The organism is Streptomyces sp. NPDC004435 (assembly GCF_042873895.1).
Lineage (GTDB): Bacteria > Actinomycetota > Actinomycetes > Streptomycetales > Streptomycetaceae > Streptomyces.
On sequence record NZ_JBIAMB010000015.1, the window covers coordinates 147,784 to 170,890 of the forward strand.

At 73.4% G+C, this 23,107-nt stretch carries 22 protein-coding genes; 6 read left to right on the plus strand and 16 right to left on the minus strand.

The features are described 5' to 3' along the window. The first annotated feature begins 62 nt into the window (after positions 1-62). Together ACFYT9_RS26140 and ACFYT9_RS26145 are read left to right on the plus strand one after the other, a co-directional pair. Positions 63-566: a hypothetical protein gene (locus ACFYT9_RS26140; protein ID WP_389167774.1), complete on the plus strand. Its 504-nt coding sequence runs from the start codon at positions 63-65 to the stop codon at positions 564-566. A 93-nt stretch (positions 567-659) separates the two neighbouring features. Continuing rightward, positions 660-1,133, plus strand: coding sequence for a hypothetical protein (locus tag ACFYT9_RS26145; protein WP_376599065.1), 474 nt, complete (start codon positions 660-662; stop codon positions 1,131-1,133). A 4-nt stretch (positions 1,134-1,137) separates the two neighbouring features. Here the strand turns inward: ACFYT9_RS26145 and ACFYT9_RS26150 are convergent, their stop codons facing one another. The 7 genes from ACFYT9_RS26150 to ACFYT9_RS26180 all read right to left on the minus strand — a co-directional run bounded on the left by ACFYT9_RS26150 (position 1,138) and on the right by ACFYT9_RS26180 (position 9,681). Then, positions 1,138-2,349: a histidine kinase gene (locus ACFYT9_RS26150; RefSeq protein ID WP_387273013.1), complete on the minus strand. Its 1,212-nt coding sequence runs from the start codon at positions 2,347-2,349 to the stop codon at positions 1,138-1,140. After that, positions 2,346-4,097 (minus strand): cation acetate symporter, encoded by a 1,752-nt coding sequence (locus ACFYT9_RS26155; protein WP_389167776.1) that lies wholly within the window; start codon positions 4,095-4,097, stop codon positions 2,346-2,348. Before ACFYT9_RS26155 ends, ACFYT9_RS26150 begins: the two co-directional genes overlap by 4 nt. A gap of 19 nt (positions 4,098-4,116) precedes the next feature. Further along, positions 4,117-4,488 carry a hypothetical protein gene (locus ACFYT9_RS26160; RefSeq protein WP_376599059.1) on the minus strand — a complete coding sequence of 124 codons (372 nt, stop codon included), beginning with the start codon at positions 4,486-4,488 and terminating at the stop codon, positions 4,117-4,119. Between the two features lie 76 nt (positions 4,489-4,564). Further along, positions 4,565-5,326, minus strand: coding sequence for a LytR/AlgR family response regulator transcription factor (locus ACFYT9_RS26165; protein ID WP_389167778.1), 762 nt, complete (start codon positions 5,324-5,326; stop codon positions 4,565-4,567). 46 nt (positions 5,327-5,372) lie between these two features. Beyond that, a complete protein-coding gene (locus ACFYT9_RS26170) occupies positions 5,373-6,245 on the minus strand; it encodes an Fpg/Nei family DNA glycosylase (RefSeq protein ID WP_389167780.1) in 873 nt (290 codons plus the stop codon). 57 nt (positions 6,246-6,302) lie between these two features. Continuing rightward, positions 6,303-8,279 (minus strand): SpoIIE family protein phosphatase, encoded by a 1,977-nt coding sequence (locus ACFYT9_RS26175; protein ID WP_389167926.1) that lies wholly within the window; start codon positions 8,277-8,279, stop codon positions 6,303-6,305. A 172-nt stretch (positions 8,280-8,451) separates the two neighbouring features. After that, positions 8,452-9,681, minus strand: a complete 1,230-nt coding sequence (locus ACFYT9_RS26180) for a DUF6777 domain-containing protein (protein ID WP_389167783.1) — start codon at positions 9,679-9,681, stop codon at positions 8,452-8,454. Positions 9,682-9,866: 185 nt separating this feature from the next. Between ACFYT9_RS26180 and ACFYT9_RS26185 the strand changes: the two genes are divergently transcribed. The 3 genes from ACFYT9_RS26185 to ACFYT9_RS26195 all read left to right on the plus strand — a co-directional run bounded on the left by ACFYT9_RS26185 (position 9,867) and on the right by ACFYT9_RS26195 (position 12,801). After that, positions 9,867-10,745 (plus strand): YndJ family protein, encoded by an 879-nt coding sequence (locus ACFYT9_RS26185; protein ID WP_389167785.1) that lies wholly within the window; start codon positions 9,867-9,869, stop codon positions 10,743-10,745. Further along, the gene (locus ACFYT9_RS26190; RefSeq protein ID WP_389167788.1) at positions 10,742-11,281 is read left to right on the plus strand and encodes a DUF1990 family protein; all 540 of its coding nucleotides are present in this window, start codon (positions 10,742-10,744) and stop codon (positions 11,279-11,281) included. The genes ACFYT9_RS26185 and ACFYT9_RS26190 overlap by 4 nt, the downstream gene beginning before the upstream one ends. Before the next feature lie 110 nt (positions 11,282-11,391). Continuing rightward, positions 11,392-12,801 (plus strand): lipase maturation factor family protein, encoded by a 1,410-nt coding sequence (locus ACFYT9_RS26195; protein WP_387273996.1) that lies wholly within the window; start codon positions 11,392-11,394, stop codon positions 12,799-12,801. Positions 12,802-12,911: 110 nt separating this feature from the next. On the opposite strand, the gene ACFYT9_RS26200 is transcribed toward ACFYT9_RS26195, so the two are convergent. The 3 genes from ACFYT9_RS26200 to ACFYT9_RS26210 form a co-directional block, all read right to left on the minus strand. After that, positions 12,912-13,079: a hypothetical protein gene (locus tag ACFYT9_RS26200; protein WP_387273998.1), complete on the minus strand. Its 168-nt coding sequence runs from the start codon at positions 13,077-13,079 to the stop codon at positions 12,912-12,914. A gap of 414 nt (positions 13,080-13,493) precedes the next feature. Further along, positions 13,494-14,969, minus strand: a complete 1,476-nt coding sequence (locus ACFYT9_RS26205; RefSeq protein ID WP_376605759.1) for an SDR family NAD(P)-dependent oxidoreductase — start codon at positions 14,967-14,969, stop codon at positions 13,494-13,496. Between the two features lie 63 nt (positions 14,970-15,032). Next, positions 15,033-15,806 (minus strand): IucA/IucC family C-terminal-domain containing protein, encoded by a 774-nt coding sequence (locus ACFYT9_RS26210; protein WP_389167791.1) that lies wholly within the window; start codon positions 15,804-15,806, stop codon positions 15,033-15,035. Between the two features lie 337 nt (positions 15,807-16,143). On the opposite strand from ACFYT9_RS26210, the gene ACFYT9_RS26215 reads away from it, so the two are divergent. Beyond that, positions 16,144-17,109 (plus strand): DMT family transporter, encoded by a 966-nt coding sequence (locus ACFYT9_RS26215; RefSeq protein ID WP_376599919.1) that lies wholly within the window; start codon positions 16,144-16,146, stop codon positions 17,107-17,109. Here the strand turns inward: ACFYT9_RS26215 and ACFYT9_RS26220 are convergent. The 6 genes from ACFYT9_RS26220 to ACFYT9_RS26245 form a co-directional block, all read right to left on the minus strand. Then, entirely contained in the window at positions 16,990-18,426 is a 1,437-nt protein-coding gene (locus ACFYT9_RS26220; RefSeq protein WP_389167794.1) for a transglycosylase family protein, read from the minus strand. The genes ACFYT9_RS26215 and ACFYT9_RS26220 overlap by 120 nt on opposite strands. A 126-nt stretch (positions 18,427-18,552) precedes the next feature. After that, positions 18,553-18,747, minus strand: coding sequence for a hypothetical protein (locus ACFYT9_RS26225; RefSeq protein WP_376599916.1), 195 nt, complete (start codon positions 18,745-18,747; stop codon positions 18,553-18,555). A gap of 118 nt (positions 18,748-18,865) precedes the next feature. Continuing rightward, on the minus strand, positions 18,866-19,228 hold the full coding sequence (locus tag ACFYT9_RS26230) for a GNAT family N-acetyltransferase (RefSeq protein WP_389167797.1): 363 nt from the start codon (positions 19,226-19,228) through the stop codon (positions 18,866-18,868). Positions 19,229-19,245: 17 nt separating this feature from the next. Further along, complete coding sequence (gene panD, locus ACFYT9_RS26235; RefSeq protein WP_376599912.1) at positions 19,246-19,671, minus strand: aspartate 1-decarboxylase; 426 nt, start codon at positions 19,669-19,671, stop codon at positions 19,246-19,248. A gap of 245 nt (positions 19,672-19,916) precedes the next feature. Further along, a complete protein-coding gene (locus ACFYT9_RS26240; RefSeq protein WP_389167801.1) occupies positions 19,917-21,197 on the minus strand; it encodes a type II toxin-antitoxin system HipA family toxin in 1,281 nt (426 codons plus the stop codon). A 34-nt stretch (positions 21,198-21,231) separates the two neighbouring features. Then, complete coding sequence (locus tag ACFYT9_RS26245; protein ID WP_389167804.1) at positions 21,232-22,980, minus strand: DUF262 domain-containing protein; 1,749 nt, start codon at positions 22,978-22,980, stop codon at positions 21,232-21,234. Positions 22,981-23,107 lie beyond the last annotated feature (127 nt).

The following is a 23,107-nucleotide window of genomic DNA, read 5'->3' on the forward strand; positions in this document are numbered from 1 at the left end:
GCCGGCGTGGAGGTCCGGGGCTCTATACACCCCATGTATACATGGTGCGTATAGTCGCCTCCATGGCTTCACGACCTCACACCCCGGCCCTCCCCCGCCTGTTCAAGGGCGTCATCGTCGGCGCGGTCGCCGTCGGCGCCGCGCACGTCGTGCTCTCCGACACAATGCGGTTCGCGCTCGTGGGGCAGGCGTCCGCCACCCTCGGTGCGCCCACCGGGTACGGCACCGCCCAGGTCTTCACCACCGCGCTGGTCAACACCGCGCTGGTCATGCCGCTGGTGCTCTGGGCCGGGATGCGGCTGAGCGGGGAGCGGAAGCTGGGGGCGATGTTGCTGGTGGGGAGCACGGGATGGGTCGCCGTCGTCTGGAACGGGATCGACGGACTCGACGACTCCTTCGGCGCGATGCTCCCCCTGCCGTCGCTCGCGCTCGTCGTCGCCGTCACCGCACTCGCCTCGCTCCTCCGGCGCCGCCCCTCCCCCGCCCCTTCCGCCCCTTCCGCACCACCGGTCCCCTCGGCACCGATCCGGCCGGGGAACGTATCCGAAACCACACCCGCGAGTTGAGCAAAGCGGTCCACGCGGACGCCCCGAGCGGAGGAGGCTCTGCTCCGGGTCCCGAGAACCGCGGGTCCCCGACGTCCGGAGAAGGTGGGAGCGTTGTCGCCCGAGAGCACGAACGGCGCCGGCCGCAGGAGCGGCGGGGGTCTGGCCGTCCCGATGGCCTGGCTGTGCGCCGAGTACCTGGCCGAGCAGTATCTGACCGCGGCGGGCCTGGCCGACCCCGGCTCGCTCGAACACCGCGCCTCCCTGCGGGCGCTGGCCCTCACCGTCCATCTGTCCGGGAAGCCCGCGGCCGACGAGTGGCTGCACCTCACCGCTCACGAGGCGGGGTGGCCGGAGTGGGTGGAGGAGCGGCTCGCCGCCGAGGAGGCCGAGGACCCCGGCGGGGCCGACCTGGCGCTCGCCCGGGACACCTGGCGGGCGCTGCGCGAGACCTGGGTGCACGCGGCCGACCTGGACGGCGCGCCGGCCGCCGGGACCGGTGTGCCGGTCGACGAGGCGGCCCGTGCCTGGCTGCCCGCCTGGCAGCTGGGGCTGCCCCTCGCCCACCTCGCCGTCTGGCTCTCCTGACCGGTCAGCGGGTGGGCGAAGGGTGCACCCCGGGACGGTACTTGGGGAAGCGCGCGGTCACCTTGAGGCCGGCGCCGACGCCGGTCTCGATGACGAGGCCGTACTCCGGCCCGTACACCTGGCGCAGCCTCTCGTCGACGTTGGACAGGCCGATGCCGGAGCCGCCCGGATGCTCGCCGCGCAGCACCGCGCGCAGCCGCTCGGGGTCCATGCCGACGCCGTCGTCCTCGACGGTGACCACCGCCTCGGCACCGGCGTCCCGCGCGGCGATCGTCACCCGGCAGCCCCGCGCGCGGTCCTGGAGCCCGTGCTTCACGGCGTTCTCCACCAGCGGCTGGAGGCAGAGGAAGGGCAGCGCGACCGGCAGCACCTCGGGGGCTATCCGGAGCGTCACCTTGAGCCGGTCGCCGAAGCGCGCCCCGGCGAGTGCCAGGTACTGCTCGATCGCCCGGAGTTCGTCGGCCAGCTGGGCGAACTCGCCCTGTCTGCGGAAGGAGTAGCGGGTGAAGTCCGCGAACTCCAGCAGGAGGTCCCGGGCCAGCTCGGGATCGGTGCGGACGAACGAGGCGATCGCGGCGAGGGAGTTGAAGATGAAGTGCGGGGAGATCTGGGCGCGCAGCGCGCGGATCTCCGCCTCCACCATCCGGGTCCGCGAGCGGTCCAGCTCGGCCAGCTCCAGCTGGACCGAGACCCAGCGGGCGACCTCGGTCGCGGCCCTGACCAGCACCGCCGACTCCCGGGGGCCGTAGGCGACGAGCGCGCCGAGGACGCCCTCCTCGCCGGTGAGCGGGGCGGTCACCGCCCACCGCAGCGCGCAGCCCGGGTCGTCGCAGCCGGTGGGCGCGGAGCGGCTGCGGCCGGTCTCCAGGGTCGCCGCCGCGAGCTCCGGCACGCCCGCGTGGTGGTGCTCCTCGCCGGGGCCGTCCCAGGCGAGGACCGCCGAGCCGTCGGTGAGACAGAGCGCCTCGGTGCCCAGGAGCGAGCGGAGCGGGCGGGCGGCCCTGCGCGCGGTCTCCTCGGTCAGTCCGGCGCGCAACGGCGGGGCGGCGAGCGAGGCGGTGTGCAGGGTGTGGAAGGTGGCGCGTTCGACGGGGGTGCCCAGGTCGAGGTCGGCGGAGCGGTCGCCGCGCCCGGCGGTGACCCGGCCGAGGACGACGCCGGCGGCGAGGAGGACGGCGCCGGCGGCGCTCGCCGCGGCCAGGACGATGCCGCTCACCGGCGGGCCTCCCGGGCGGGGGCGGGGGCGGTGAACTCCCGGGGCGCGGTGAACTCCTCGGGCAGGTGGAGCCGGGCGAGGGTCGCCGCGGTGCCGGGCGGGACGCTGCGCGGGGTGGCGAGCGAGACCAGGACCATGGTGAGGAAGCCGAGCGGGACGGACCAGACGGCGGGCCAGGCCATCAGGGTGTGCGGCCAGCCCGGCGGGGCGAGTCCGGCCCGGGTGGCCATCACCGCGGCCAGCGCGGAGCCGCCGCCGAGGAGAAGGCCCGCGGCCGCGCCGGGCGGGGTGAGCCGCCGCCACCAGATGCCGAGGACGAGCAGCGGGCAGAAGGAGGAGGCGGAGACGGCGAAGGCCAGCCCGACCGCGTCGGCGACGGGCACCTTGGAGGCGGCGAAGCCGACGGCGAGCGGGACGGCGCCGGCGAGCAGGGTCGCCAGCCTAAAGTGCCGGACGGCGCGGGAGGGCAGCACGTCCTGGGCCAGGACCCCGGCGACGGACATGGTGAGCCCCGAGGCGGTGGAGAGGAAGGCGGCGAAGGCGCCGCCGGCGAGGAAGGCGCCGAGGAGGTCGCCGAGCGCGCCGCCGACGATCCGGTCGGGGAGGACGAGGACGGCGGCGTCGGCGGAGCCGGTGAGGGCGAGCTCGGGGGCGTAGATCCGCCCGAGCGCCCCGTACACCCCCGGCAGCAGGTAGAAGGCGCCGACGAGTCCGAGGACGACGAGGGTGGTGCGGCGGGCCGCCCGGCCGTTGGGGCTGGTGTAGAAGCGGACGGCGACGTGCGGCAGGCCCATGGTGCCGAGGAAGGTGGCGAGGATCAGCCCGTACGTGGCGTACAGCTGGTGTCCGTCGCGGCCGCCCGCCAGCGGCTGGGACCAGCCGAGGGGGTCGGCGCCCCCGACGTGCCGCTCGGGGAGCGGGGTGCCGGGCGGGAGGGCCAGGACGGTGCCGCCCTTCACGTGGTGGGTGCCGGGGTCGAGGGTCACGGACCGGTCCTCGTACCGGACGGCGTCGACGGTGCCGGTGACGGTGAGGGTGAGCGGGGTGTCGAGCCCGAGGCGTACGGTGTCGGCGACCCGGACGACGGTGTGCTCGCGGAGCACGGCGGGGGCGTCGAAGCGGGCCCGGGGCGCGCCGTCGCCGTGCCAGGCGGTCACCAGGAAGAAGGCCGGCACCAGTAGGGCGGTGAGTTTCAGCCAGTACTGGAAGGCCTGGACGAAGGTGATACTGCGCATGCCGCCGGCGGCGACGGTGCCGGTGACGACGACGGCGACGAGGAGGCCGCCGACCCAGTCGGGGGCGCCGGTGAGGATCTCCAGGGTGAGCCCGGCGCCCTGGAGCTGCGGCAGCAGGTAGAGCCAGCCGATGCCGACGACGAAGAGGCTGGCGAGCCGCCTGACCTGCGGGGACTCCAGTCTGGCCTCGGCGAAGTCGGAGAGGGTGTACGCGCCGGAGCGGCGCAGCGGGGCGGCGACGAGGACCAGCAGCACCAGATAGCCGGCGGTGTAGCCGACCGGGTACCAGAGCATGGCGGGTCCCTGGACGAGGACGAGTCCGGCGATGCCGAGGAAGGAGGCGGCGGAGAGGTACTCGCCGCTGATGGCGGCGGCGTTGAGCCGGGGCCCGGCGGTCCGGGAGGCGACGTAGAAGTCGGAGGTGGTGCGGGAGACGCGCAGGCCGAGCGCGCCGATGAGGACGGTGGCGAGGACGACGGCGGTGACGGCGGCGACCGCGTAGGTCTGGTTCATGCGGGGCGGTCCACGGGGCTCAGCGCTCGACGAGGCCGGTGAAGTCGCGCTCGTTGCGCTCGGCGCGGCGGACGTACCAGCGGGCGACGGCCCAGACGACGGGGTACACGCCGACGCCGAGGGCCGCCCAGACCAGCGCCTCGGGGGCGGGCAGGGCGAGCACCAGCGGGAGGGTGCCGACGAGCAGGGCGAGGGCGCCGAGCGCGGTGAGGGCGGCGCGGAGCTGGCTGCGCATCAGGGAGCGGACGTAGGTGTGGCCCAGGGTGGTCTGTTCGTCGATCTCGGAGCGGGCGGGCGGGTGTGCCGGGCGGGGCGCGGGGCGGCCGCCCACGGCGGTGGCGTAGGTGACGGTCTCGCGCCGGGGCCGGCGCGGCTCGGGGTGCTCCGGCATCGGCGTCGCTCTCTGACGGGCGGGTGGGCCCGTGGAGTGTAAGCGGAACGGGCCGGTCGCCGGTAGGGCCCGCCGGTCAGCCGCCGGCCCGGCGCATCAGCAGGTCACGCAGGTGGCGGGCGTGCCGGCGGCTGACGGCGAGGTCGGTGGCGCCGACCCGGACGGAGGTGGCGCCGCCGTCGAGGCGGAGCTCCTCGACCCGGTCGAGGGCGACGAGGTGGCTGCGGTGGATGCGGACGAAGCCCCGGTCGGCCCAGCGCTCCTCCAGGGTGGAGAGCGGGATGCGGACGAGGTGGCTGCCCTGGTCGGTGTGGAGGCGGGCGTAGTCGCCGTGGGCCTCGACGTAGGCGATGTCGTCGACCGTGACGAAGCGGGTGACGCCGCCGAGCTCGACCGGGATCTGTTCCGGCGCGGGGGCCGGCGCGGGGGCCGGGGCGGGCGCGGTGGCGTGGACCAGCTCGTGGACGCGCCGCACGGCTTCCGCGAGTCGCTCGCGCCGGACCGGCTTGAGGACGTAGTCGACGGCCTTGAGGTCGAAGGCCTGGAGCGCGAAGCCCTCGTGGGCGGTGACGAAGACGACGAGCGGCGGGCGGGCGAAGCCGGCGAGCAGCCGGGCCACGTCGAGGCCGGTGAGGCCGGGCATGTGGATGTCGAGGAAGACGACGTCGATGGTCTCCTCGCCGTCCGGCCCCGACTCCAGCGCGCGCCCGATCCGGCGCAGCGCGGCGGTCGCGTCGCCGGCGCCCTCGGCGGTCCTGACCCGGGGGTCGGCGCGCAGCAGGTAGAGGAGTTCCCCGAGGGCGGGTTCCTCGTCGTCGACGGCCAGTACGCGCAGCATGCGCGGGAGCCTACTTCAGGGGCGGACCCGGCCGGTCGGGCCGTGGCTACTTGAGCAGCCTGGACATGCGGCGGTCGGCGAGGACCTTGCCGCCGGTCTGGCAGGTGGGGCAGTACTGGAGGGAGGAGTCGGAGAAGCTGACCTCGCGGATGGTGTCGCCGCAGACGGGGCAGGGTTCGCCGGTGCGGCCGTGGACGCGCAGGCCGGTCTTCTTCTCGGCCTTGAGCTCGCCGGCGGCGAGGCCGCGGGAGCGGTCGACGGCGTCGTGGAGGGTGGTCCGCATCGCCTCGTAGAGGGCGGTGGTCTCGTCCGGACCGAGGGTGGCGGTGGGTTTGAAGGGGGACATCCTCGCGGCGTGCAGGATCTCGTCGCTGTAGGCGTTGCCGATGCCGGCGATCAGGCTCTGGTCGCGCAGGGCGCCCTTGATCTGCCGTCGTTCGCCGGCGAGGAGGGCGGCGAATTCCTCGGGGCCGAAGTCCTCGGCGAGCGGGTCGGGGCCGAGGCGGTCGACGCCGGGCACCTCGTGGGGGTCGTGGACGAGGTGGACGGCGAGGCGCTTGGTGGTGCCGGCCTCGGTGAGGTCGAAGCCGTCGCCGCCGGTGAGGGCGGCGCGCAGGGCGAGCGGGCCCCTGCCCGGCTTGGGCGGGCCCGAGGGCAGCGGGTCCTGCCAGCGCAGCCAGCCGGCCCGGGCGAGGTGGACGAGCAGGTGCAGCGGTCCGCCGCCGGTGGCGGCGGTGATGTCGAGCCACTTGCCGTGCCGGTCGACGCCGGTGACCTCGGCGCCGTCGAGGGCGCCGAGTGGCGGGTCGTACGTCTTGAGCACGCTGATCGCGACGGGCAGCACACGGGCGAACTCCTTGCCGACCAGGTGCTCGCCGAGGAACGCGCGGAGGGCTTCCACCTCGGGCAGTTCGGGCATGTCCCCACCCTGCCGCACGGCGGTGCGCGCCGCGCGCGGACACCGGCGGGGTGCGGGTCAGTCGGGGACCGCGAACTCGCACCAGACGCATTTGCCGCCGCCGCGGGACTCGACGCCCCAGCTGTCGGAGAGCTGGTCGACGAGGAGGAGCCCCCGGCCGGAGACGCCCGCCTCGCCCGCCTCGCGGCGGCGGGGGAGGGCACTGGAGCGGTCCTCGACCTCGACCCGCAGCCGGCGTTCGGCGCCGGGGAGCTTGCGCAGGGTGACGATGGTGCCGCCGTCGGTGTGCATGAGCGCGTTGGTCATGAGTTCGTCGGCGACGAGCTCGATCTCGTCGGCGCGGGAGCCGGCGCCCCAGGCGCGGACGGCGGCCCGGATCATGTGGCGGGCGGCCCTGAGCGCCTCGGGGTCGCTCTGGGCGACGTGCTGGCGGAAGCGGCCGCCGTTGGGGGTGTACGCGCCGAGGCGGCGGAGCAGCAGGATGGCGACGTCGTCCTCGCCGCCGCGCTCGGCGACGACCTCGCAGAGGAGGTCCGCGAGTTCCTGGAGGTCGGAGGGGCCGCGCCGGACGAGGGCGGAGAGCCATTCGAGGCCCTCGTCGAGGTCGGCGCCGGGCTTCTCCACGAGGCCGTCGGTGTAGAGCATCAGGGTCTGGCCGGGGTCGAGTTCGAGGGTGGTGACGGGGTAGTCGAGGCGGCCGAACTCGGCGGAGAGGCCGAGCGGGAGTCCGCCCTCGACGGGCACCCGGCGGCTGCTGCCGTCGGCCTCGCGGACCAGCGGGTCGACGTGGCCAGCGCGGACCACCTGGACGACTCCGGTGCCGGGGTCGGCCTCGGCGTAGGTGCAGGTGGCGAAGCGTTCGGTGTCGAGTTCGTGGAGGAAGACGGAGGCGCGGGCCATGACGGTGGCGGGGGTGTGGCCCTCGGCGGCGTAGGCGCGCAGCACGATCCGCAGCTGGCCCATGACGGCGGCGGCGTGGGTGTCGTGGCCCTGGACGTCGCCGATGACGGCGCCGACCCGGCCGCCGGGGAGCGGGATGACGTCGTACCAGTCGCCGCCGATGTCCCGGCCGAGCCGGGCGGAGCGGTAGCGGACCGCTATCTGGGCGCCGGGGACGTCGGCGATCCGGCGGGGCAGCATCGCCTGCTGGAGCCCTTCGGCGAGGTCGTGCTCCTGCTCGTAGAGCATGGCGCGCTGGAGGCTCTGGGCGATGCTGCTGCCGAGGGCGACGAGGAGGGTCCGCTCGTCCTCGCTGAATCCGGTCCGGTCGCTGTAGAGCAGGCCGAGGGCGCCGATGGGGCGCGCCTGGGCGATGAGCGGGAGGTAGACGGCGGCGGTGATGCCGAGGCCGCTGATGTGCGGCCAGAGGACGGGGAAGGAGGCGGCGAAGTCCTCGGCGGTGTCGATGAAGCGGGGTCTGAGGGTGCGGATGACCTCGCTCATCGGGTAGGGCTCGTCCACCCGGGTGAAGCGGGTGCCGGGGACGAAGGCCCCGTGGGGTCCTTCGGCGACGAGGTGGATGCGGCCGGCCTCCAGGAGGCCCATGACGAGGCTGGCGGCGCCGAAGTGCTCCAGGGCGTGCGAGTCGTTGAGGAGGTCGATGACGTCCTTGACGGTGCGGGCGTGGGCGAGGGCGGCGGTGGTTCCCTCGACGACCCCTGCGCGCTGCCTGCGGCCCTCGTCGAGGCCGAGGCGGGCCGCGGACTCGGTGAGTTCGTGGGTGGCGTCGCGCAGGACGCCGATGATCCGGACGGGGCGGCCGGTGGGGTCGCGGTGGACGATGCCCTGGGTGTGGGTCCACTGCTGGGAGCCGTCGCGGCGGCGGATGCGGAAGTAGGCGCCGTACTGGTCGCTGCCCTCCTTGAGGGCCTGGGCGACGAGGGTGTCGAGGCGGCGGCCCTCGTCGGGCAGCACGCGGATGCCGAGCGATTCGGGGCGCCCGTCGTACTCGTGGGGTGCGAGGTCGAAGACGTCGAGGGCGGCCTCGTCCATCTTCATGGCGCCCGTGGTCAGGTCCCAGTCGAAGCCGCCCATGCGGAAGGCGGCTCCGAACGCGCTGAGGATCGGCGCCGCGGCGCCGTCCGCGGCCGCCGCGCCGCCCGTGGCCGCCGCGCCCGGCCCGCCCTCCGTGTCCGCTCCCCCGCTGCCCACGCTCATGGGAGCCACGCTAGGGCCGGCGGGTTCCTCGCGCACCAGGAACGATCTTTCAGCCGGCGAAGGTGTCGGGCTGGGTGGGCCCGGGATCGACGGGCAGCAGGTCCTCGGGGAGGGGGTAGCCGCCGTCGGGCTCGGCGTAGGGGTCGGGCTCCGGGTCGGTGTACGGGTCGGTGTACGGGTCCGGTTCGGCGTACGGGTCCGTGTACGGGTCGGCAGGGGGCGCGTCCGGCTCGGGGTGCGGCTCCGGGGGTGCGTCCGGCGACGCGGGGTTCTCCGGTGCCGTCGGCGTGTCGGGGGCGGGCGGGGTGTCCGGCGCGGCGGGGGCGTCGGGCGTCGCCGGACGGGAGGGCGTCGCGGGGCGCTCCGTCGGCGGCCGGGAGGTGGCGCCGTCCGGGGCGTCGGGGGTGACGGGGTCGCTGAGGGCGCAGGTGGCGGGGTCGCAGGCGGGTTCGGTGTCGGGCTTGCGGTCCTGGTCGCCGTCGCTGCCCGCCTTGCGCTCGATCCAGCTGTCGTCGGAGACGTTCACGATGACCAGGCTGGTGACGACGGTGGTGGTGGGCTTGACGCTGATCACGTGGTCGGGGTCGAAGCCGGCCCAGGGGTCGCCTTGGTGGACGGCGCCGGAGACGCTGACGGGCGCGCGGAGCGGGTTGCCGCAGGCGCAGCGGACCCGGGGGGTGCCGTAGGGGTCGACGAGGACGGCGGTGCCTGCCTGGAGGACGGACTGGTAGGCGGCCGCGCGGCCGTCGCGGAAGCCGTGGTTGGTGACGCGGGTGTCGGCGCGCAGCAGGACGGGGGTGAGCTCGCGCAGCCAGTCGGCGGCGCCGCCCTCGGGGATGCCGGCGGCGTCGGCGAAGGCGGTGAGCTTGGCGGGTTCGGCGGCGAGGTAGGCGACCTGCTGCTCGACGTCGCAGCTGGCCTCGGCGCGGGTGCCGCCGTAGAGGCCGGGGGTGGAGCCGGTGACCTCGCGGATGCCGGGGGCGCTGACGGGCCGGGCCGCCGGGTCCGCCTGCTGGAGGGCGCGGAGTCCCGCGCCGCGTGCGGTGGAGGCGGTGAAGGGGTCGGGGCCCTGGGCGGCGACCGGCTGGAGGTGCACCTCGTGGGCGGCGCCGATGGCGGCCCGGCCGCCGGCGCCGCCGGTCCCTTCGGAGGAGCAGCCGGCGAGGAAGAGGGCGGCGCCGAGCGTCGCGGCGAGGGCGGTGCGGCCCTGGTGGTGGGCGGCTCCGGGGGCGGGGCGGACGGCGGGGGTGGTCCGCGTCCGGCGCTGCGTGAGGCGCACGATGCTTCTCCCGGTCGGCTCGGGTGGGTTCCTCCCGTTCTGTCGCAGCGGGTGACGGGCGGCAAGCGGAGCGCGTCCGACCGGGCGGCCGATCCGCCGGACGGCCGGACTTGAACACGTTCAAGAGAAGCCCTACGCTCGGTCCCGTCGCCGTTGAACATGTTCAAGTCGGGGGGATGGACGCCATGAGCACGCTGTCTGCCTTCGTGGTCCCGGTCGTGACGATCGGGATGCTGTGGGTGGTGCCCACCGGGCTCGCCCTCGTCGAGGGGCCCAGGCCACCAGGCTGGGACGCGCTGCGCCGGGCCTGGCCCCTCCTTGCCCTGCCCGGAGCGGTCTCGCTCTGGCTCCCCCGCTCCGACACCGCCACCGCCCTCGCGGCCTGCTACGCGCTCGCCACCCTGGCGCTCGCGCTCCAGGCCCCCGCCCGGCTGGTCCTCACGAGGTCGCTGCGGCCGGGTGAGATCGCGGTCCTCACGGCCCTCGTCTCCCCGTCCGTCGCCGGAGTGGCGCTGGTCGCCGAGCGGGCCGCGTACCCGCTCTTCGGCTTCGAGCTCGACATGCTGGCGCTGACCGTGCCGCACTTCCACTTCGCGGGCTTCGCCGCAGCCCTGGTCGCCGGACTGCTCTGCCGCGCCTCCGACGAGGGGGCCCTGGCCAGGACCGCGGCGCTCAGCGTCCCCGCCGGCACCCTCCTCGTCCTGATCGGCTACTTCGTCGACGACTGGACCGAGCTGGCCGGCGCGGTCGTCCTCACCGCCGGCATGGCCGCCGTCGCGGTGCTCACCCTGCGTGAGCGGCGCGCACTCGCGGCCGACCGCGCCACCCGGGCGCTGCTCGGGGTCTCCGCCCTGGTCCTCGTCGCCACCATGGCGCTCGCGCTCTGGTGGGCCCTGGGCGAGGCGACCGGCCTGCCGCACCCCACGCTGACCTGGATGGCGGCCACGCACGGCCTCGGCAACGCGCTCGGCTTCGCCGTCTGCGCCCTGCTCGCCCACCGCAGGCTCCGCCCCACCGACCCCCGCCTCCCGGCCCCCCTCCCGCGAACGGAGCTCCCGGCATGACCCGCATCCTCGGCGACCTGACCCCGCGCCGCACCCTCACCTACCGCGAGGTCGGCGCCACCCGCACCCCCGACGCGCTCCCCTCGGGCTACCAGCACCTGCGCCACAGCACCCCGGTCGGCCACGGCCCCGCCGCCTTCCGCGCCGCCGCCGAGGCCGTCACCACCTGGGGGATGCACCGCGCCACCGGCGCACGGGTCCGCTCCGCGGCCGGCCGGGCCGCGCCGGGCGTCACCCTGGAGGTCGCCCTCGGCGTGGGCCCGCTCTCCTACGGCGTCCCCTGCCAGGTCATCTGGGTGCCCGAGGAGGAGCACCGGGCCGGTTTCGCGTACGGCACCCTCTCCGGGCATCCGGAGTCCGGCGAGGAGTCCTTCCTCGTCGAGCTGGAGCCCGACGGCACCGTCCGCTTCACCGTCACGGCCTTCAGCCGCCCCGCCGCCTGGTACACCCGGCTCGCCGGCCCCGTGGTCCCCCGCCTCCAGCTGGCGTACGCCCGCCGGCTCGGCAGCGTCCTCACCAGGCTCGCCGCCGGCTGAGACCCGCCCGGAGGCCCCGCTCCAGGGCTCGCCGGAATCCCCGCTCCAAGGCCCGCCGCGAGGCCCCACCGGGAAGCCCCGGTGGGGCCTCCGGGCCGATACTGGAGACGATGGAGTGGTTCACCGCCCCCGAGCTGTGGCCGGCCCGGACCGTCTTCCAGCGCGGCCTGGCCGTGCTGTACTGCGTGGCCTTCCTCTCGGCCGCCCTGCAGTTCCGGGCGCTGATCGGCGAGCGCGGCATGCTCCCCGTGCCCGCGTACCTGCGCCGGACCACCCCGCTCCGCTCGCCCTCGCTCTTCCACTGGCGCTACTCGGACCGGCTGTTCGCGACGGTCGCGTGGACCGGCGTCGTGCTCGCCGCGGCGCTGGCCGCCGGCGCGGGGGACGCGGTGCCGCTCGCCGTCGCCATGGCGCTGTGGCTGCTGCTCTGGGGCCTGTACCTGTCGATCGTGAACGTGGGCCAGACCTGGTACGGCTTCGGCTGGGAGTCCCTGCTCCTGGAGACCGGCTTCCTCGCGGTCTTCCTCGGCAACGACGACGTGGCCCCGCCGCTCCTCGTCCTCCTCCTGCTCCGCTGGCTCCTCTTCCGCGTCGAGTTCGGCGCCGGCCTCATCAAGATCCGCGGCGACGCCTGCTGGCGGAAGCTCACCTGCCTCTGCCACCACCACGAGACCCAGCCGATGCCCGGCCCGCTGAGCTGGTTCTTCCACCGGCTCCCCCGCCCCCTGCACCGCGTCGAGGCCGCCGCCAACCACGTCGTCCAGCTCGGCGTCCCCTTCCTCCTCTTCGTCCCGCAGCCGGTGGCCTCGATCGCCGCCGGCCTGATGATCGCCACCCAGCTGTGGCTCGTCCTCTCCGGCAACTTCGCGTGGCTCAACTGGCTGACGATCGTCCTCGCCGCCTCCGTCCTCGACCTCTCCGCCCTCACCGGCGAGCACCCCCGCCCCGACCCCCCGCTCTGGTACGTCGTCCTCGTCGTCGCCCTCACCGCCCTGGTCCTGGTCCGCAGCCACGGCCCGGTCCGCAACCTGCTCTCCCGCCACCAGGCCATGAACCGCTCGTACGACCCCTTCCACCTGGTCAACACCTACGGAGCCTTCGGCACGGTCGGCCGGGTCCGCGACGAGATCGTGGTGGAGGGGACGAGCGACCCGGTGCCGGGACCGGACACGGAGTGGCGGGAGTACGGCTTCAAGGGCAAGCCGGGCGACCCCCGCCGCCTCCCGCGCCAGTTCGCCCCGTACCACCTGCGGCTCGACTGGCTGATGTGGTTCGCGGCGCTCTCCCCCGGCTACGCGCGCGAGTGGTTCGGGCCGTTCGTGGAGCGGCTGCTCGCCGGGGACCGGGACACCCTGCGGCTGCTGGCGCACAACCCCTTCCCGGACGCCCCGCCGGTCCACGTCCGCGCCCGGCTCTACCGGTACCGCTTCTCCACCTGGCGCGAGCTGCGCGCGACGGGGGCGTGGTGGCAGCGGCGGCTGCTGCGCGAGTACCTGCCGCCGGTCCGGCTGCGGGACTGAGACCGGACGCGACGGTGCCCCCGGTCCGGGAGGGGACCGGGGGCACCGGAGCCGTACGGGGGCCGCCGAGGGCGGCCCGGGGACGACGTACAGCGTCGGGGGCAGCGGTATCAGTCGATGCCCGGCAGGATGTGGGGCTCGGCGAGGTCGTCCTCGTAGCCCGCGAGCCGGATCGGGGCCGACCTGGCCCAGACTTCGAGGCTTCCCAGCTCGCCCTTGCGCCGCTGTCGTTCGGAAGGTTCCGACGGCGGTTCCTGCTTCGTCAGTTCGGGGGTCACCGCGCACTCCTTTGTGTCGCGTTCAGTCGAGGACGTAGGGCCGTTCGGTCGCGGTGGCGCCGGTCGTGGGCGGGACCGCGGCCGAGGTGGGTGGCCAGTCCCCTGATCAGCTGTGGAGCGGGTGTCGCTCCGGTGGCCGACCGTGGACATCAGAGTAACCAAATGAGCGCGCATGCGCTCTACCGGGCTCAAAAGTGTGATGCGTTCGGGTGACGGAGGCCGAAAGAGCGCCCTTTCCGGGGGAAAGGGCGCTCTTGACGTGGCGCGGGTACAGGGGGGCGCCCCTGTCAGGGCAGAGGCTTCCCTGTCAGGGCAGGGGCTCCCCCGTCAGGGGCGCGGGTACCCGGGGGGGCGCCACTGTCAGGGCAGAGGCTCCCCTGTCAGGGCAGGGGCTCCCCTGTCAGGGCATCCCGCCTACCACTTGCCGGGGGCGTAGTCCTTCATGAAGACGCCGTACAGGTCCTCGCCCGCCTCGCCGCGCACGACCGGGTCGTAGACGCGGGCGGCACCGTCGACCAGGTCCAGGGGCGCGTGGAAGCCGGCCTCGGCGAGCCGCAGCTTCTCGAAGTGCGGACGCTCGTCCGTGATCCAGCCGGTGTCCACCGAGGTCATGAGGATCCGGTCGGCCTCGAACATCTCCTCGGCACTGGTCCGCGTCACCATGTTCATCGCGGCCTTGGCCGCGTTGGTGTTCGGGTGCCCGGCGCCCTTGTAGCCGCGGGAGAAGACGCCCTCCATGGCGGAGACGTTGACGACGTAGGCCCGGCCGCTCGCGGCCTTGGCGGCGGCCTCGGCCATCGACGGGCGCAGGGCGCTGATCAGGATGAACGGCGACGTGTAGTTGCAGAGCTGGGTCTCCAGGAGCTCCACGGGGGAGATCTGGTCGATGGTCTGGACCCAGGTGTTGGACTCCACCACGTCGGGGAGGAGGCCGCCGGCGTCGATCGCGGTGCCCGCCTGGTACTGCTCAAGGCCGGCGTTACCCGCGACGAGCGCGAGGTCGGCGACCTTCTGGGCGTCGAGGCCGCTGGTGCCGACGGGCAGCGCGGCGAGGCCGTCGACCGCGCCGGAGTTGAAGGCGCCGATGACGTGGGAGGCGGGCAGCTCGCCGGCCGGCAGCGGCGCGGACTCGCCGTCGACCAGGGCGGCGTAGGCGGAGGGCAGCCGGCGCACGGTCTGCGTGGCGTTGTTGATCAGGATGTCCAGCGGGCCGGCCGCGGCGACCTGCTCGGCGAGGGCCACGGCCTGGGCCGGGTCGCGCAGGTCGATGCCGACGACCTCCAGGCGGTGGATCCAGTCCGCCGAGTCCTCCATCGCCTTGAAGCGGCGGATGGCGTCCTTCGGGAAGCGGGTGGTGATCGTGGTGTGCGCGCCGTCCCGGAGCAGCCGCAGCGCGATGTACATGCCGATTTTGGCCCGGCCGCCGGTGAGCAGGGCGCGCTTGCCGGTGAGGTCCGCGCGGACGTCCCGCTTGGAGCGGTTGAGGGCCGCGCACTCCTGGCAGAGCTGGTGGTAGAAGTAGTCGACCTCGACGTACCGGGTCTTGCAGGTGTAGCAGGACCGGGGGCGCTGGAGTATGCCCGCGATCCGCCCCGCCTCGGTGACCGAGGAGGGCAGGATGCCCTCGGTCTCGTCGTCGATGCGCTGGGCGGAGCCGGTCGCGGTGGCCTCGGTGACGGCCCGGTCGTGGGCGGTCTTGGCGGCCCGGCGCTCCTGGCGGCGGCGCTGCTTGACCATGCGGTAGATGCCCGCGGTGGCGCGCCGGACGGCGATGGCGTCGGGGTGGTCGACCTCGATCTTCTCCAGCTCGTCGAGCACGCCCAGGCAGACGGCCAGGCGCTCGGGGTCGATGCCCGGCCCGTACTCCTGGAATTCTTCAGTCACCGTCATGGCCTTCGTCGTTCCTCGATCGCTCGCGGGCGGGATGCCGCCGGGGTCTCCGAAGAAGCAACTTTACGGAGCGGGGGCCCGCCGCTCCAAACCCGTTCCCGGAGCGTGGTCGAACACACAGTCGCCGCAGAGGCCGCCGGACGGACAGCGGTAGTAGAGGCAGCAGCTGGTGCGGCGCAGCGCGGGGCCCCGGACGGTGCGGGCCAGGTCGGGGTGGTCGAAGAGGTCCCGGACGAGGGCGGCGGCCCGGTCGGCGGCCCCGGGCCGGTCGTGGGCGCGGGCCCAGCGCGTCAGCTCGCGCAGGGCGCCCGCGAGGGCCGAGCCGGCGTTGCCCCACAGCAGCCGGGGCGAGATCCGCCCGTCGCGGGCGAAGGCGGCGTGCAGCGGGACGAGGTGCGCCTCCTGGACGGCCTCGCGGAGCGCGGCGACGGTGGCGGGCCGGGTGCCGTCGCCTGCCCACCACAGGTCGTCGGGTGAGGTGAGGGACGGATCCCAGTACAGGTCGGCGGGGTCGAGGACGGGGAAGCGGCCGTACAGGGCGGCCGGGCCGAGCGCCGTGGACCAGAGGCGGGCGGCGAGCCCGAGGTGGGCGACGGAGGCGCCGACGCGCCGCTCGGGCGCGCCGAGCCGGGCGGCGACCCGGTCCACGCGCGCGTGGAGGGGTGCGTCTCCGTCCGGGTCCTCACCGGCGTAGAGCCGGGCCAACGGGCGGTGGTCGCCGCCGGTGGGCGGAGGGGCGGTCCGGAGGGCGAAGAAGCCGCCGATGGAAGCCGTCTCGGCGGCCTCGGCGGCGCTGTACGCCGGGGCCGCGTCCTGCGGGCTCTTCTCGGGTTCCACCGTTCCCCCTCGGGCTCCCGTCGCCGGTGCGGCCCCGGCGACGCGGGCCCACCGTATCGCCGCGGGCGGGCGGCGGATCCCGTGGGCGAGCGGCGATCTTCCGGTCCAAAGTGGACCCGCCCGGAGGGCGACTGGCTCAGGATGTGGCTCCCGTTCGCGGGGCGGGTTCGGGGCGGACGCCGGGCCTGACGGGCATTTCACCTTGTTCGCACCGTTCTGACCTGCGGTGGCGTACGCCTCCGGGTGTACGGGTCCGCCGTGTACTACGACGGCGGTACCGGTGAAGGCGTTCCCTGGTCTGACGACGGGAACGGCTCGGCGAGAGATCGTGGAGGTTATGAGTCCGCTGCTGCTGTCCGTCGTCCTGTCACTGGTCTCCGCAGTCGCGTACGCGGGCGCGGCCATCGTGCAGGAACGGGTCGCGGCCGCCGCCGGGCCGGCGTACGCCCCGCTGCGCAATCCCGTCTGGTGGGGCGCCGTGCTGCTCAACGGCGTGGGCGCGGCCCTGCACGTGGTCGCCCTCGCCTACGGGCCGCTCAGCGTGGTGCAGCCGCTGGGCGCCCTCACCATCGTGTTCGCGCTGCCCATGGCTGCCCTGTTCGTACGGCGCCCGGCGGGGCGGCGGGCCTGGCACGGGGCGCTGATGGCCACCGCCGGACTGGCCGGTCTGCTGAGCGTGACCGACGGCACCGAGGGCCGTACGCCCGACGGCGGGGAGCGCTGGCTGCTGGCCGGGGCCACCTTCGCCGCGGTGGCGGCGCTCTTCGTCCTGGCACGGCTCGTGCGCCGGCCGGCGCTGCGCGGGGTGGCGCTGGCGGCCGGCGCGGGTGTGGCCTTCGGGGTGGCGTCGGTCTTCACCAAGGCGGTGGCCGAGGAGTGGTCGGCGGACGCGCCGCTGGCCGAGTGGGGCCCGGCGCTGGTCCTGTCGGCGCTCGCGGTCACCGGCCTGCTGCTCTCCCAGGCGTCCTACCGGGGTGCCGGGCTCGCCGCCCCGCTCGCCACGGTCACGGTGGTCAACCCGGTGGTGGCCGCCACCGTCGGACTCACCCTCTTCGGCGAGGGGTTCCGGTACGGGGCGGCGGGCACCGTGGCGGCGCTGGTCTGCGGCGCGGTCGCCGCGGGCGGGCTCGTCGAGCTGACGCTCGACCGGATGACCCGCCCCGGCGACGGCGGGCCCTCGGCGTCAGATGGAGACGCCGCGGGCCCTGAGGTAGGCGAGGGGGTCGACGTCCGAGCCGTACCCGGGACCCGTCCGCACCTCGAAGTGGAGATGCGGCCCCGAGCTGTTGCCGGTCGATCCTGAGCGCCCGATGCGCTGACCGCCGGTGACCCGCTGGCCCTCGCGGACGGAGAGCGCGGAGAGGTGGGCGTACTGGCTGTAGCGGCCGTCGTCGTGCCGGACGACGATCTGGTAGCCGTACGCGCCGCCCCAGCCGGCGGAGACGATCCGCCCGTCGGACACGGACCTGACGGTGGTGCCGGTGGGGACGGGGAAGTCGACGCCCGTGTGGTAGCCGCTGGACCAGGACGAGCCGGGCTTGCCGTAGCGGGTGCCGACGCCGGCGGAGACGGGGGCGGAGTAGCGGTCCTCGCGGGGCGCGGCGGCGGGCTTGGCCTGCGGTTTCGGCTTGGGCTTGGCCTGCTCCTGGGGCTTGGGCTTCGGCTTGCTCTGCGGCTTCGGCTTGGCCTGCGGCTCGGCCTGGTTCTGGGGCCTGGTCTGGTTCTGGGGCTTCGTGGCGGGCTTGGCAGGTGCCTGGGCCACCTTGATCGGGGGCTTGGACTGCGGCCGCGAGACCGGCTTCGCGGCGGGGCGTTCCGCTGCGGGTTTGACGGCCGGAGGCTTCGGGGCGGCCGTGGCCGGCGGCTTCGGGGCCGTCACCTTGGCGGAGGGCGGGGCCTGGGGGTCGGTCGGGCGGGCGCTCGGGCGGGGCGGGGCGGCGATCCGCAGGGTGAGGCGCTGGCCGGGCAGGATCAGGTCGGGGTCCTCCCCGACGACCTTGCGGTTGATCTCGTACAGGCGCTGCCACCCGCCGCCGACCCGCTCCTCGCGGGCGATCGCGGAGAGCGAGTCGCCGGGGGTGACGGTGTACATCTCGCGGACGGTGGGGACGGTGGTCGGGCCGGCCTTGGCGGGCTCGGTCCGTGGCAGGGCGCGCTGCGCGGGCAGCGAGGTGGTCCGTACGTCGTTCCCTCCGCCACCGCGGCCACCGCCGCCACCGTCGTCGGAGCGCTCCGGTGCGGGGCCGCCGCGGGCGAGTCCGGCGCGGCTGCCGCAGGCGGGCCAGGCGCCGGGCCCCTGGCCCTTGAGGACCCGCTCGGCGACGGCGATCTGCTGGTCCTTGGAGGCCAGGTCGGCGCGGGGCGCGAACTCGCGGCCGCCGTACGCCTCCCAGGTGGACTGGCTGAACTGGAGGCCGCCGAAGTAGCCGTTGCCGGTGTTGATGCGCCAGTTGGAGGAGGATTCGCAGGACGCGACCTTCTCCCAGACGTCGAGCGAGGCCGCTTCGGCGGCTCCGGCGCCGATCAGCGGCAGCGCGATGCCGCCTCCGACGGTGGCGGTGAGCGAGGCTCGGTTGATCCGGCTCGGCTGGTGGCGGCGGTGACGTCCGCGTACGGCCATGGGCCCCCCTAGAACACAGCGACAGCGGACCAAGTTACGGGGGTTGCACACTGTGTGACAAGCCGGATGCGGAAGTCCGCCAGGTCGGCGGACTCCCGTACGTCGCCGGGTCGTTGACGCCCCCCGCTACTCCCGACGCCCGGCGGGTCCGGGCTGGGGCTGCGGCTCCGGAGGCGGCACGGGGCCGCCGGGCTGCGGCGGGCCGGGCGGGGTGGGGTCGGGCGGGGCGGGCACCGGGTTGGGCGGCGGCACCGGCGGGGGCGACGGCTCCGGGGACGGGATGGGCGAGGGCGGCAGCGGGTCGGGGTACGGATGGGTCATGACGGACCTCCCGGTCGACGGCCCCCCGCGATCTCCCTTACTCCCTCCAGGGTGGCACCGGAGGCGCCGTACCGGCTCCGCACACGCCCCCGTCCGGGTCACGGGCGGGGGCGGCGGCTCACCACAGGCCGGGGGTGGCGCCCAGCTGCCGCCTCGCCGCGTGGACCACCTCGTCGGAGGCCGGCGGGGCCTCGTCGGGGTGGCGCGCGGCCCACTTGGCGGCGTAGGGGCAGAGCGGCACCACGGGAACGCCTTCACGGGCGGCGATCGCGTAGAACTCGCGCACCAGCGCGCCCGCGATCCCCCGGCCCTCGTGGTCGGCGTCCACGACCGTGTGCACGGCGACGAGGGCGTGCGGCTCCTCGTCGAGGGCGAAGTAGACGATCACGCCGGCGAAGACGTCGTCGGCGTACGCCTCCAGGCGCCCCTTCTCCCGGTCGTCGCGGAGGGTCGGCTCGGCCGCCCGCTGCTGCTCTGCCATGCGCTGCGCTCCCTCGGTCAGGCGGGTGCCGGCACCGCGTGCGGCGGACGCACGGTGTCGGTGCCGGGCACGGGCGCCGAGGCGTCGGCGCCCAGCTCCACGATGCGGTTCGCGTCGTCGACGTGCACGACACGCGGCACGTACGCACGCGCCTCGGCGTCGTCCATCTGCGCGTAGCTGATCAGGATCACCAGGTCACCGGGGTGGACCAGATGGGCGGCGGCACCGTTGATCCCGATGACCCCGGACCCCCGCTCCCCCTCGATGACGTACGTCTCCAGCCGGGCGCCATTGGTGATGTCGACGATGTGCACCAGCTCGCCGGGCAGCAGATCGGCACCGTCCATCAGATCGGCGTCGACGGTCACGGACCCCACGTAGTGGAGATCCGCCTGGGTGACGGTGGCACGATGGATCTTGGACTTGAACAGAGTGCGCAGCACTGTGGACTCCTCGAAGACGGCTCCCTGCCTGCTTTGTGCAGGTCAAGGGCGGTCCTCACTGTACAACTTGCATGCTCCTGGCTCGACGGATGTGAGGAACATCCCTTGGCTCCCGTAAAAAGACTCTCCGCCCATGCTTCCGTGAGGATGGTTTGCCACCGCATCCCCCTCCCCGGGCCCATATCCGCACCAGGAGCTGCCTGGCAGCGGTCGTACAGGGAAGCCCTCAGGGGGACACAGGACTCTCAGGACGTGGACGAAACATTTTCGAGCCGGGCGGTGGACTCCTGAATCCAAGCGGTTACCGACCGCTGGATGTCCGGAACCTCGCTCAGCAGGTGCTCATGCGCCGGCCACTCCTGCAGCACCTTCTGCGCCATTCGCAAGGCGATCTCTTCGAGTTCGGCTCCCGTGGCGCCGAAACGATGGTCGAGGCGGCGCTCAAGTCGCGCGAAGGAAGCCGCGGTCACCGCTTCGAACCGCTTGCTGCCGCCCAGCTTGAGGCCGAGGTCCTCGACCTCGCCGGAAGGCGTGTAGGGAATGGTCGACACCAGGTCGTAGACGGGTGACAGGTTCGGGGTGATCTGGTCGCGGTAAATCAGTGACCAGTTCTTCAGATGCGCGTCACCGTTGCCGACGATGACGGAGAAGGCGATCCGTCCGGCCGCCTCCTGCAACGCCACCGTGTCGTGGCCACGGTAGGCGAAGGAGGCGATGGTCTCGAAGGACGAGTTGTATTTGTCGATCGGATAGATATCCTTCACCTGGGCGAAGTCCTCAATGTGGATGCGCTCACGGCCCGGCTGCGGGGACCGGTCGAATCGCCTTACCGCGTAAGCCCACTCCTCTCGGTTCGGCCACATGCGGTCGGGGACACCGTCCAATTCGTCCCGGTGCACCAACCGGATGTCTGGCACGTCAAGGCCCACCCGCTTGGCCAGCGACATCATCGCGAACTCGTTGCTCGGTACCTGCGGATGACGGTAATCGGGGAACTTGACCAGCCAGTCTCCCAGTTCCCCACCCACCGGTACTGTCAGGCGGTCACCTCGGGCCAGCAAAGAGAACTTCAGCGCGACACCCGCCAGGGAGAACCTCCAGAGGGACTCGCCTCCAGCGGCGCGTGCCCGTTCCCCGGCCTTCCGCGCGATACCGGCCTCGCTCCATTCCCAACCGTCGTCGGGGCCGTCCGCGGGAAGGACCTGGACCGCGCCCGGCAGGTCGTGTCCGACCTGGGCGAGCAGTTCCATCTCACGGTCCAGGGAGACCCCCCGGTCCTGGGCGATCCACTGCCGCAGAGGGCCTTCCGGAAGGAGGTTGGAGAACCAGCGGGGCAACCGCAAAGCAGAATTGTACGATCCGGTCAGGTCCTCCTCGAAGCGCAGGCCGAGCACCGGCCTGGAGGGGTTCTCCACGTAAGACTGCCTGAGGACGAAGCGTGTGTGGTCACCGCGCTGGCAGAGCGTGCCCACGCGAACACCGTGGAGAAGCACGGCGTGAAAGACCTCCGGTAGACGACCAGTCATGGCCAGCCCTTCCGATGATGTGAGCGCTGTACGGCTAACGAAGCTGGTCGTCGGAGAATTCGATCTCCGGCTCCCTCTCATCTTCGTCGTTGTCGTCGAAGTCCAGTCCGTCGAGCGACGGGGTGTCCTCATAATTCCATTCGGTCATACGGGCGAGGAAGTCGTCGAGGTGAGCACGAACGCGCAACTGGCGCGCTTCGAGAAAACCGATCCGGTCGCCGCGCGTCAACGCGTCGAGGGCATCGTCGTCGATGAGGTGCGATGCGATGAGCTCTCGCCAGGTGGTCTCATCGAGGTCGATACGAGGCTCCGCAAGCAAACGGAAAACCTCGGAGGACAGGTCCTCACCGAACGGCAGGAAAATCCGGTTCGCCGCCCACAGCCGCTTATCCTTCTCACCCGGATCGTTGAGGCGGGGAAAAACATAAGGAGTTGCGCCGACCGGTGTCTGCTCGTCGCCCAAGACACTGGACAAGCTCTGAACGTCCGCAGGAAAACCCGTGTCGAGGGAACGGGGCCGCAAGGACCACCATGCGCTGAGAACGATCTTCGTGGTGGCCTCGTTCGTACGGAAGCGGTCTGGGTTGGGACGAGCGTATACAGCGCCCCTCATCGTCTCCAGAAGCGCTTGCAGGGACCCCTCTTCATCACCGGGCTTGATCTTGTTGCTCAGAGTACGGCTGAACTGCGTGAAGCTCCCCCTGAAGACCGAGGGGCCGGCGATCGACAGGCGCCAGAAGAGCCGCCTCAACAATCGCAGACTGTTCGGGTTGGGATCCGGGAAGTGCGCGAAGAACCGCGTGAGCACGACGAGCTGAGCCCGATAGGGAAGTAGGGCGATGTGCGGCACCCCTGCGGTTTCGATCAGGAACATCACGGCGCGCACCAGCGCCTCTTCCGCTTCCCGGTAGGCCGTCTGCTCATCCTCCATGAACTCGAGCTGGGAGCGGCGGGAGTCGGTACTGAACTCGGTCCTGATATCCCGCATGGGGTCAGGGCCTCGCCGCGCGAGGAACGCCGCGAGGATGGTGTTGACGTCGATGGTCCCGAACAATGTGCGGGCCGCCACATTGTCCGCGATGCGGGAGAAGTTCAGTCGGGCCTCGAAGCCCTCCTCTGTACCGGAGTTCAGAGCCGTAAAAATCTCCGCCCGGTTCAGCCGCCGACCGTAGTTGTTCATCCGGTCGAAGATCTGCGTCAGGACGTGCAGGTCGTCCTGACGCACCAGATAGGCGGGGACTTTGTACTGGCGGAGCCTCGTGGAAACCTCCTCCGCCTTGTTGTAGTAGTCCTCCACCTCCGGGCCCTGGGTGCGGAACCAGCTCAGCAAACGGCGGCCATCGAAGAGCGTGGGGACGTCGATGTGATACGGCTCAAGGCCGTGCCGGGGCGTCTCGATGAACTCGTCGCCTGCCAGGTCATAGACCACGCGGAACGGCTCGTGCTTGTTGCCCTCGGGGTGCAGCGCGTTGGCGAGGCTGGTCAGGCGCTGCTGGCCGTCGACCACCCACATCACTTCGTCGTGTGCCGGCGCTTCGATGACCAACTGCCCCAGCTTGATCTTGTCAGCAGGCGACTTCCGCACCCACAGCAGCAGGTTGCCCACTGGGTAGCCGCGCACGATGCTGTCGAAGAGCCGTAGCACGTCCTTGGCCTGCCAGCGGAAGTCGCGCTGGAAGTGCGGCACCCTGATCCGGCCCTGCCAGGCCCATGGCACAACCTCACCGAGTTCGAAAGTGTTGGCGGTGGGCTGTGTCGTGAGGCCCGGGGTGGTCTCGGACAATTCCTGCTCCTGTCGGGAGGTGCTGAGGGGCGCACGGCGGATCCGTTCAGACATGGCGCCTGCCGGACGGAAAAGGGCGCCGTTGTCGCAGTAGATGGCCTGCCTCGCCTGCCCTGCGGACGGCGGC